Source organism: Microvirga rosea (genome assembly GCF_020595095.1).
In the GTDB taxonomy this organism is placed as follows: domain Bacteria; phylum Pseudomonadota; class Alphaproteobacteria; order Rhizobiales; family Beijerinckiaceae; genus Microvirga; species Microvirga rosea.
On record NZ_JAJDOP010000026.1, the window covers coordinates 1 to 10893 of the forward strand.

The window sequence follows — 10893 nt, forward strand, 5'->3', positions numbered from 1 at the left end:
GGCGAAGTCGGCTATCGCCTGGGCTGGGGCGCTCTGGCGCTGGAGCCGTTTGCCGGAGCCGCGCTGCTGCGGCTCGAGAGCGACGGGTTCCAGGAAAGCGGCGGCGCGGCGGCGTTGACCGGCTATGGCCGCAGCTATGAGCTGGGCACCACGACGCTGGGGGTGCGGGCGGAAGCGCGGCTGAGTGCCGAGATGCCGCTGACGGTGAAAGGGTTGATCGGCTGGCGGCATGCTTATGGCGATGTCGTGCCCTCGACCCTTCTGGCGTTTGCCGGCGGGGCGAGCCCGTTTGCGGTGTCGGGAGTGCCGGTGGACCGGGATGCGCTGGTGGCGGAAGCGGGGCTTTCCTGGCAGGCGAGCCGGAGCGTGAGCCTGGGGGCGAGCTATGCCGGCCAGATCGGCGCGAGGGCGCAGGAGCATTCCCTCAAAGGCAATCTCACCTGGATGTTCAACAGTTACTAAGCTCCAGCATGAAACGAGAGGTCCAGCCGACTTCGGTTCTTCCTAAAACACCCTCTGCAGCCATCATACAGAGAGTATTCAGTAGCTTCGGATCAGAGTGTGGATTTCCCCCAAAGACTTCAAACAAAGGGGCTCTCAATATTTCAAAACGATAGGCATGGTCTAATTTGTCGCTGAGCGTTTCAAATTTGGACCAGCGATCACTGGCCCTTAGGCCTTTGAGAGATAGCGCTTCGATGCGCAAAATGGCAAAAAAGCTCCGTCACTGACGGACCGCCGCAGCGTTCCCTCGGCCACTTCAATTTGAAATTCCTAAGTTAAATCCACACAGAGGACGGCAGAAACTAGTCAAGACAGTCCGCACGCTAGTCACGCGCCCTCAACTCTGAAACGATAAATATCTCAATCTAAATAATTTTTGAGACACAACAGTAGCAAACAGCCGCTTCGCTATGCTTTCCTGGCATCCAACGAGCGTGCCCCAAATTGGCTGCCATCACTGCTTGTTTGGGTCGATTTATACCACGAAAACAGTTGTGCAAATTGAATGGCTTTTGACAATGCAAACGAGTCCGGTCGGACGGCCCCCTCCCCTATTGCAATCCCTTCTCGGACAAACATTGAGCTGAAATGCACGTTACGCCAACGCAGATAGGGTCCCTGAAAGCTCAGGGTCCGCTACCTGATAGGATGCTCAGGATATCGCCAAGAGCAAGCTTGAACGCCCCATGCCTTTTTATCGATTCAGACAAATTCGAGCTTGCTTAGGATTTTTAAGAGATCTTTGCAGATGCAAAGATCTCTTAAAGGCGCACTCTCGCTGCTAGGGCAGAGCAGCACCCTGCCCTAGCCTTGCCTCGCTAGCTGTCCTTTTGAGCCTCGAACTCGCGATAAACGTCTGCGAGCTTGGATACCAGAAAGTCTGCGAACTCTGGCTCCGCACGCTGATCAATCTGGATGGTGCATTTCGTTTCTGAGAAGACGATGTTTACGAGTCTGCGACCGTGAGGATCTTCCCAAGATTGGGGTTTGGGTCGCTCTTTCGTTTGGAGACGGTCAACCAGCACGCGGAACCGAGCGTCCGAATTCAATGCTTGAACATTTCCTTCGGCCAAGATTTTTCGGGCCCGTTTGACGCAAGTGGCATCTTGGAAGAGATCCATGAGGGTCCGCCAACGAGGCCGACCAATTCCTGGTGCAGGTCCGATTGCGTCAATAATGTCGAGGGGGATCCGTGAGCCGACAGCAATAAGCGAGGAAAGATCTCCCTCGTTAACGGAGAGGGCTTCCCGAATGACTTTCCGCGTGAAGCCTCGGTTTTCAAGGGCAATAACAAAGCGCGCTTTTTCAATAAAGGTTAGATCGCGGCGAGCGTTGTTCTCCTGACCTTGAGCGATGATTAGCTCTTCGTCCGTCATCCTCCGAACGATGGCCCTCACCTTAATGCCAAGCTGTTCCGCAGCTCGGGCACGGCGGTGACCATAGGCAATTTGATAGCGATCAGGAACGGTGGGATGCGTACGGACAAGAATGGGAACAAGTTGTCCGTTTTCTTTAATTTGTTCTGCTAGCTCCGCAATGGCACTATCAGAACTCTCCATCCGATCCTGTACAAAGGAACCGTCCAAGGCCTGCGGTTCAAGCTCGACAACTGCCTGACCAGTTTCCATCCGGTCCTTGACTGCCTTAAGCTCGTTCTCAACCGCTAGGGCTTCACTGAGCTTTCCGAGGGCACTTCCTGTGGATCTGTTGATGGTCCACTCTTTCTTCTTGATGGAATGGACTTGATTATCGGCCTGCTGTTCGTGAGCAAGGGATGCAGCCAATGATGCTACAGACCCAGCTAACTGCTCTGCAGCGTCCTGAGACGGTTCCTCGATACGGATCATGGGCTTTCCGTCTTCGTGACGATCCTCCGCTACGAGATTTGGGAATTGGGGGATCGATTGCCGTGTTTCCAGCTCCGACTGAGAAATAGGCATCAGTCTGCTAAGAACAGAATTCTTCTTGCTCATTATGCTCTCCCCCAGGTCTTGCGCAGAAGGCCTTCAATTTCAGCGTTGACATTGTTCATCGCATCAATCGCTCTGTCGTACGTTGTTTTGGTGAATCTCTCGCGCGACACTTCGTAGATCGTTTGCTTGTTGATGCCGGCGTCTGCGATCGCCGTACTCTTCAACATCGAATGCTCGAGCACTGCTTCTGGAAAGAGCCCCCGGAGGTATTCCACCATACCGCTCTGCGGTCCGTCTCCCGGCTCGTAACGGGTGATGAGATATTTCATCCAATCATACTCGACGGTCCCGCCAAACTTCCTAACAACGCCCAGTAGGTCAGCCGTCATCGACAAGAACTGAGACATCGACATTACGTCGAGCATCTGCGGGTGTACGGTTACAATGAGAGACGTGGAAGCGCTCAGGGCAGCCATCGTCAGGAACCCGAGCTGCGGCGGACAGTCAATCACCACCACATCGTAGCTATCGGCGACCTCATCCAATGCGATGGTGAGGCGTGAGAAGAATTTTGTTTCACCCGGACGCCGGTTGGCGAGCGCCTTTGGGGTCTCGTGCTCAAACTCCATCAGCTCGAGATTGCCCGGAATTATGTCGAGCCCCGGGATATAAGTATGGCGAATGACTTCACTCGGATGCCGAGCTTCGTCGTCGTAGCGGATCGAGCCATAAATGGTCTCGTTCGGCCCAACATCGAACTCGGGCTGATAGCCATGCAACGCAGAGAGGCTGGCTTGGGGATCGAGATCGATCGCGAGGACCCGGTACCCACTAAGCGCAAGATACTGTGCGAGGTGCGCGGCACTGGTCGTTTTCGCGCTGCCACCCTTGAAGTTAACGCACGAGACAATCTGAAGATGCTCTGTGCCGGAGCGGTGTTTAAGGTAGCGTCGGCCACCGCGGGCATTCTCATCGAGATAGGCGCGAAGAGTATTGATATCATTCAGGGAATACATCCGCCTCCCATTTGGGAGCGTCTCGGTTTCAGGACCTTTCCCATCCAGTGCAAGCTGACGCAGATAGCCGTCATCGACACCAATTAGCTTCGCGGCCTCCCCTGAGGTGAATTTGCGAAGAGACTTCTGCGCCACTGGGGGATAGAGCGCCAAGCGCTGTTGGTGGAGCGACTCGGAGAGCGCTCTGGCGTGCATTAAGATGTAGTTGTCGTCGACCTTCCGCCGTTGCGGAGTTGCCTGTGCCTCGACTCGGCATTCATCCAATTTCAGTTGAGGGATGGCCACACCAACTCTCCTAGTTACGGAAACTCGCCGCCAAGGCAGCGCCTTCCGTGAGTAAGGCCCGGGAATCGTAAATGAATGGTTAACGAAGCCCGAGGTTGGCATTAATGAACGCGAATTTCTGCCTGCATCGCGATTTGGATTGATCCTCGCCTAACTTTGCAGCTGCAAAGTTCGTTTCACGAGCTACGTCTGCATCGGATGATTCGGTGGCTAGTGGAAAGCTCGCGCGTTGGGCCGGGCTCGATTGACATCGCATGAAAGGGTGTCGCTGCTGCAAAGGCCTAGACTGCAGCCATCTCACGAATATGCTCTTGATTCGCCATATTGTTACATTCTGCAAGGCGGTGCACGAGGTCTCCTTTGATGAAGCCCGTTCAGCATCTTAGACCTTGCGCTTTCGAGGCTTGCCCTCTTTGCAGCTGCAAAGATGCTGGCAGTTCTGCGCCCACGCACTGGCTATAACAAAGGAACGCCTGTGAACTTCGTAGAAGCTAGGGGGAAGCTTCCTTAAATGGACCCCTTAGGTCAGCGATAGGCAATTTTCAGCCGACATTTGTAATGCTGGATTCCAACTGTCGACGGCCAACTGAGACAAATTGGTTATTCCGGCCATGTTGCGCCTGAGGGCGGCTCTGCCCCGAAACCAATGAAACCTACCGGCAAATTCAAGGACTTTGCAGCTGCAAAGAATGGACGGCAATATGAACCGGCTTCGTCCCTCGCACGCCATATCCCCTCCCCTGCTCGTCACAAATTCCCTTCGCTACAGCAATATTGAATCTGATCCCGGGCTTAGGATTGACGGGCGGCGCTCAATTTTGTGTGGGACTATGGGACTACTGACCCTTAACGAACTCCACATTCATTTAGATTTGGGACGCTTCAGCTCGCTAATCGAAGATCCATCACTGTCGTGAATCTGTTTCACGGTAAAAGATTCTTCCTTTGAATTAGACGGCTTCTCGGTACATGCGCGACACTGGGGCATGCCCCAGGACAAAATCCAATATCTAGTGCTTGAACGTTGCGAACCTGACGTCAACATGGCTCGGTTCTACGTCCTCTCCGTCGAACCAAGTCTGTTTGGCGAAATAGCCTTGGTTCGTGAATGGGGACGGATCGGCACTATCGGGCGTCGCAAGATTGAACTGCACGAAAACGAAAGTAGCGCGATGGAGTCTCTTGAGACGTGGCTGCGCCGCAAGCAGAGGCGAGGCTACGTCGCGCGGCCTGACTGACGTGAGCTTTCTGGTAGGCTCCACCGCTTCCAATTCGCGTGCCTCTCGGTCTATCACCTTCTCACAGAGAGTCAGACAATTGGCGGTTCTCGAATACTCCGCGCACGGCACTGTGAAATGTTGAGCTGTTGTCCGATCCGCTCTGACTCTGTCGCCTTCCCCTCTCCTCGCCTACTCACCAAAAGCCCCTGAGCCGCCCAGGCTACCCACTACACCCTCATCTCCTGCGCGGTCGGCACCGCGGCAACGTAGATGTTCGCGGGTCCGCCAGTGGACCACACGAAGCGGACCTATCCTTCTTCATATCATCCGTAGACCAGGCGCAAGCTGTCCTTTGAACGGCGGCGCTGCTTGTGGCTTCAAGATGGCGCCGGCGATTTGGCGACAGGGCTCGAGGATAAATTGAATGCTGCCTGAGACGCCGGTTGTACCGATAGAATGTCGGCCAGACCCGCACCTTGCATGAGCTGACATAAGGGAGCTGCGAAAGCTCAGTTACTCGTGTTCATCAGAGTCACAAGGAGCTGTCCATAGCCGCGAGCATCATCGATGGCTCGGTGGCTATGCGCATGGCTCCCAAGCCATTCGGATGGGTACTGGCCCACATCGCATTGCCATATGTGCCGGCCTAAGCGCCCTGCAGCGAATGACATGAGGCACAAAGGGGCGCTCCTGAACAGGCGATTGGGCCTCCAGGGTCCCTCGAAAAGGCGGTCCTGAGTGAACCGCGTCAGATAGTAGTCGAGCCATGGCCCATCGAGCGCGAGCGGGTGCGCGGCGAATATTGCGTCACCAGGCAATGATCTCACCCAGCCTGTGAAGCGCTTCATGACGGCGTCCGGCATCTCTGGGCACTCAGTCACAGCCGCATACGCCTCTGGATGTGCGTTCCAGAACGCCATGGTTCCGGGGTCAGAGGCCGCGCCATCAAGTTGACCAAGAACCGCTTCGAACTCTCCATGAGTCTTGCCGTCTGGTGAGATTGCGATGGATGCAAAGGACAACATCGAGTGTCGACCGGGGAGGGGACCATCAAACTCGGCATCTGTCACAACATAGATAGGCGTCTCAATCATCGTTCGTCTCGAGCTGTTACAGTCGCTTTCCGGGATCGGAACCCCCGTTGAGCCGCTGGCGAGTAGAGGAACACTGCCAGTTTGTGCGCTACAGGGAAAGGCTCCGCCTGAATGCGCATGGATTCGCTGCAGGGTTCATGGGATGATGAGCCCTGATGCCCGCGCACGGTCGAGGAGCGATTTGACAGATGACGCGGACCATCGACGGCCGCCGCGTGGGGTGCGCTCGTGAAGCTTCTCGAGCTGCTCGCCGATATCCCGAAGGCTCAAGTTCGGGTTCGTCGTCGTGATGGCGGCGACGATCGCCAGAAGGCGTTCGCTACTGGGCCGACGTGGAGTAGGGGTGAGCAGGGCTGGCTCGGCTATTCCCTCCCGGACGAGCCGGCGCGTCGAGCGTCGCAAGCGTTCCACCGTCCAGGACTGCCCCTTCCCATTGAGGATGCCGGCGACCGTCTCCCAGGTGCATTGGGGCCGCAGACGCTGCACCGTCGGTAGCCAGGTATCAGTGGAGTCGATAAGGCCCTGCAGATAGGTGGCGTCCTTGGCGGATGTGATTTTTCGTATGGCCAGCGGATCCTTGGTGCGTAGGCCTGGATTGCCGGGCTGGCGGCCGCGTCGGCGTGCCGCCTCAATGCCCGAACGAGTTCGCTCGGCGATCAACGCCCGCTCGAGCTGAGCAACCGCGCCTAGGACCTGCAAGGAGAACATGCCCTGAGGCGTCGAGGTGTCAATCGGATCTCGCAGCGACCGAAAATGCGCGCCGCGGCCTTCCAGCCCCTCAATGACCTCCAACAGGTGTTTCACGGAACGGGCTAGACGATCGAGGCGGACCACCACCAGTGTCTCGCCCGGTTTGATCTCGCGAAGCAGCCGAGCCAAGACCGGCCGGGCGCGGCTCGCGCCGGAACCATGCTCCTGGTGGATAGCCTGGCAGCCGGCGGCACGCAGCTCGTCGAGCTGGGCCTCGTGCGCCTGATCTTCCGTTGAGACGCGGGCATAGCCGATAAGGCGCTGCTTGGAAGGGGAGGGGCCCACGAGAGGATCGATCCTGTGTGCGTTAGGCACGTCTGATGTATGAAGCAGATGTCATGGCACAAGTCCGTCAACGGGACGCAATAACGGCCCCGATACCGACCATGGCGCTACCGGCAATGCGGTTCACCCACCGCACCCGGCCATGTGGTTGGAACCAGGAGGAGACCCGCCCTGAAAGGAGGCCATAGACCCCCATTGTCAAAGCGTTAACCATAAAGACGATGCCGAGAATTATCCCTGCATCGAGGATTGTTAGCGCACCAAGGTCCACCAATAACGGCATCAGGCTGACATGAAACAGAATCCCCGTCGGATTGCCAAGCGCCATTGTGGCTCCCAGCCCAATGTTCCAAAGAGGGCGACCGGACCCAGCTTGCACGCTATCAGCTCGTTCTGGTTTGGACCGCCACATCTTGATACCGATCCAGATCAGGTAAGCGGCACCGGCATACTTCACAATCGAGAACACCCACTCGAATGTAGCGGCAATGGCTACCAGTCCCAGAAGAACCGCGCTGACCAGCAGAATATCGCCGAGGGCGAGCCCCAACCCGACAGTGATGGCGGCAGACGTTCCTCGGGCCAGGCCCGTGGAGATCACCCCGAACATCGCAGGTCCCGGCGCCGCAACATCCACGAGGAGGGCCGCGGCATACGCGATCATGGCGGTCGTGGTCATGGGAAGCTATCCGGTCGGAGGGTGATCAACGGCTTAGACGATACAACGGCAAAGCAGGGTTAACCACCCTTTCGCCGGCGACAGATGCTTCACTATACGCATCTACGGGCAGGTTCGGGCGTCGCAAGACTCTCAAACGCCGATGTCACATAACGTCTCGTTCCGCGAAGTCCTTACAGTCGGCTCGGAATGCCAAATCTAGCTGCCTCCAGGGAGGGCCAGTAATACTGCACTACATCGAATGAGTGTCCATCCAGGTCGACCATCACGGTCTTGGCGGTGATGCCGCCAATTGCGTCGTAAAAGCCCCGATACGGGTTCTGCGCGAAGGCCGGGATGGCAAGTGCACCTGAAGCTCGGGCGCCAATCCAGTCGAGGCCTGCAAGCAGCAATCTCGCCCCAAGCCGCCGCCGTTGAGCTTGAGGGGCAACGTAGAGCAATGGGATAAACGCGACGGTTCCGAGATCAGCTTTATCGCCCAGTCGAACAGCTACAAATCCACTGACACAGTCCTCAGTCTCAGCGACAAGAAGAGCTTCCCTGGTGTCATCAAAGTCCTGGTCGAGCCAGCGGGACAGCTCCCGGGTGCGATATTCTGGGTCGGAACGCGGAGCCAGCACCGCTTCAGGCATGAAACTCGCGTAGGCCTGATGCCAACCGAGCGCCAAGATCCTTGCCACCGCAGGAATATCCGCAGCATTCCAGGGCCGGATCGTAAGCGAATCCGACATGGATTTCTCAACTGGCGGTTTAAGCATTGTTGAGTATTCAGGCTCCATCCAAGTGCGTCCAGAGAGCCAATAAGATTGCCTGTTTACTGACTGTCGGCTCCGGCTACCGTGCAAGTCTTCCGAATCCTTTGAATTGCACCTTTACCTGGTTCCTAAAGGCGCGCTTACGCGAAATTACAGACCTGTGGAGGAGGCCCGCTCCTTCAGATCCAGCAGCTTTCTCATGAAGTAGCGGTTCGAGCCGCGGGGATGGTCATCAAGGGTGCCGAACAGTTCAAACCCGTTCTTCTCGTAGAAGCCACGGGCCTGAAATTCGAAGGTATCAAGCCAGAGACCAACGCAATTTCGCTCCCGCCCTATCTCCTCAGCCTTCCGCAGGAGCAGGGTGCCAACATTCTGTCCCCGGCACTGGTCAGGCACGACGAGAAGTTCGATAAAGACCCAATCGTACGAGGTTTTGCCCCACAAGCCTCCGACCGTCTCTCCAGTGTTCGGATCACGCAGCAAGATTGCAAGCGGCTGGAAACCAGAAGGCGGCCCGTTGCTGTCGTTGTACGAGACGAGAGCGTTCAAGATTGCCTCGCGGTCAGCAGGGGCAGGGGTCTCATTAACAACGATTTCGGGCAGGCTCTGGCTCATCCATGCTCTCTGTTTTGTGGTCTTCCGGAAGGATCACCCGCTTTTAACCAGTGAGGGTAGACTACACAATTGGGCGGTTTCCAACTCGCTCCATAAATGGGCTGATCGGAATCCGGCAGTAGCTTAGCAATTGGGCATTGATGACTTACAATCGTCTGACAGAAGCGGAGTTACGCAGTATGTCAGACGCTCCTTCCAACACCATCATTTACCTGGTTGGCCCACCTGGCGTCGGGAAATACACGGTCGGAACTGATCTTGCAGAAGCACTCCCTGCCAAACTCGTCGATAATCATTACTGGCTGAACCCGCTTTTCAGTCTGATCTACCAGGACGGCCGTACCCCTCTGCCAGAAAGGATCTGGGACCACGTCGCTCAGGTCCGAAAGGTGGTGCTCGAAACAATCGCGACCCTGTCACCGCCAGACTGGAACTTCGTCTTCACCCATGCGGTCACAGGGGATGCCGCCGATGAGGAATACGACCGGGAGATAGCGTGCGAGGTCCTCACTACGGCCCACCGCCGAGGGGCCTATCTTCTGGTGGTCCGTCTCGGCTGTGGCCCTGACGAGCTCGCGAGCCGCGTGATCTCGCCCGAACGGCGTCTGCGAATGAAGGCGGTTGATCCTGAAGCCGCTCGGCGGAATGCCGTTCGACCGCTCTTCGATCCTGGCTACCGCAACACCATGACAATCGATACTTCAAAGCTTCCGGCTTCTGAGGTCACAGCTCAGATCATCCAGAGGCTAGTTTCATAAAAAAGGGCTCACGCGAAATCGCGGCCTAGGAGAGCGGCGTCATGAGGCCCGCGGAGCGCTTTCCGGGGCAATCTCAAGGTTGTCGCTATCGACCACTGAGGAGCAGCCTCGGATGGTACTGGCCGCTGCTGCGGGAACGCAGCAGGCCAGCGCGATCGGTAGGACGAACAGGACGCCCATTGGAATTTTCGCAGGCTCGGAGCCTTGCTGTACACTTTCGGAAGTCATATGCAAACGACCGTTTGGACGCGTTGTTCAAGCCGTCCTGTTACGTACCTGACATGGGCAGGACCTTTGGTTCGCCTCCAAGAATGGCTTAAAATAAAGGATTCTGGTGCTATGCTGCACCTCTGATATCTTGCAGAGGCGGTAAGCAGTGGCTGTCCACAGCGCGCTCTAGAAGCTCTGTGGACACTGTCCACAGATGGCGAATCGGCCGCCCGTCTCAACGTAGCAACCACTTGCTTAGCTTCCTTATGCCAAGCTATACCACGTATCATCAAAGACTTAGTGTGAGGATACAAAGGTGGCTTTTGGCAGCAGGGGAGGGGAGTTTGGCGATGAACCGTTCCAAGCGCCCCGCACGTACGATCTGCCGGAGCTGGCGTGGGAGCGGATCGCTGGCAGACTAGAACAGATCACAATCAGCATCCTGCGTTTCGATGCCCGCCTTGAAGCCTCGGGCCTGTCTGCCGGATGGCGATCACGCTGTGACATGACCGAAGCCGTGCGCGCGCTCATCCTCGACGGTCAGCTGGTCGATGTCGGCGACCTCGTCCTGCACGATGCTGGGATGGATATACGCCACCCCACCCATGAGCTCACCCGTGCGGCCGCAGCCCTGAGGGCGCGCCGCACGGCATTGGCTCGGCCTGCTCCGTGGCCGCTGTCGATCGATGGACTTGCCGCTCTACGAGGGATTGGCCCCGGACGAGGGGAGGGGGAACTCAAGCGCCCAATGGGTAAGCCGGATCCAGAAGACGATGACTCCTACCCGCCCTTCGCGAACGACGCTGATC

General features: G+C 57.0%; 9 protein-coding genes and 1 pseudogene. 4 read left to right on the forward strand and 6 right to left on the reverse strand.

Features of this window, described 5'->3' with window-relative positions; translation table 11 throughout:
- The coding region (locus LJD17_RS23695) for an autotransporter outer membrane beta-barrel domain-containing protein (RefSeq protein ID WP_227386698.1) at positions 1-462 on the forward strand (462 nt) is incomplete at its 5' end.
- An 860-nt stretch (positions 463-1322) separates the two neighbouring features.
- Here the strand turns inward: LJD17_RS23695 and repB are convergent.
- Together repB and repA are read right to left on the reverse strand one after the other, a co-directional pair.
- Positions 1323-2477 carry a plasmid partitioning protein RepB gene (repB, locus tag LJD17_RS23700; protein ID WP_227386700.1) on the reverse strand — a complete coding sequence of 385 codons (1155 nt, stop codon included), beginning with the start codon at positions 2475-2477 and terminating at the stop codon, positions 1323-1325.
- The gene (repA, locus tag LJD17_RS23705) at positions 2477-3718 is read right to left on the reverse strand and encodes a plasmid partitioning protein RepA (RefSeq protein WP_227386702.1); all 1242 of its coding nucleotides are present in this window, start codon (positions 3716-3718) and stop codon (positions 2477-2479) included. Before repA ends, repB begins: the two co-directional genes overlap by 1 nt.
- A 986-nt stretch (positions 3719-4704) precedes the next feature.
- Here repA and LJD17_RS23710 point away from each other — a divergent pair.
- Positions 4705-4956 carry a WGR domain-containing protein gene (locus LJD17_RS23710; RefSeq protein WP_227386704.1) on the forward strand — a complete coding sequence of 84 codons (252 nt, stop codon included), beginning with the start codon at positions 4705-4707 and terminating at the stop codon, positions 4954-4956.
- Positions 4957-6167: 1211 nt separating this feature from the next.
- On the opposite strand, the gene LJD17_RS23715 is transcribed toward LJD17_RS23710, so the two are convergent.
- From LJD17_RS23715 to LJD17_RS23730, 4 genes are all read right to left on the reverse strand, one after another.
- Positions 6168-7067, reverse strand: a complete 900-nt coding sequence (locus tag LJD17_RS23715) for a recombinase family protein (RefSeq protein ID WP_227386706.1) — start codon at positions 7065-7067, stop codon at positions 6168-6170.
- Between the two features lie 67 nt (positions 7068-7134).
- On the reverse strand, positions 7135-7746 hold the full coding sequence (locus tag LJD17_RS23720) for a LysE family translocator (protein WP_227386708.1): 612 nt from the start codon (positions 7744-7746) through the stop codon (positions 7135-7137).
- Between the two features lie 173 nt (positions 7747-7919).
- A complete protein-coding gene (locus LJD17_RS23725) occupies positions 7920-8477 on the reverse strand; it encodes a GNAT family N-acetyltransferase (protein ID WP_227386709.1) in 558 nt (185 codons plus the stop codon).
- Between the two features lie 174 nt (positions 8478-8651).
- A complete protein-coding gene (locus tag LJD17_RS23730; RefSeq protein ID WP_227386711.1) occupies positions 8652-9116 on the reverse strand; it encodes a GNAT family N-acetyltransferase in 465 nt (154 codons plus the stop codon).
- A gap of 179 nt (positions 9117-9295) precedes the next feature.
- On the opposite strand from LJD17_RS23730, the gene LJD17_RS23735 reads away from it, so the two are divergent.
- Together LJD17_RS23735 and LJD17_RS23740 are read left to right on the forward strand one after the other, a co-directional pair.
- Positions 9296-9874, forward strand: coding sequence for a nucleoside/nucleotide kinase family protein (locus LJD17_RS23735; RefSeq protein ID WP_227386713.1), 579 nt, complete (start codon positions 9296-9298; stop codon positions 9872-9874).
- Positions 9875-10400: 526 nt separating this feature from the next.
- Positions 10401-10893, forward strand: a pseudogene (locus LJD17_RS23740) (hypothetical protein); the annotation flags it as partial.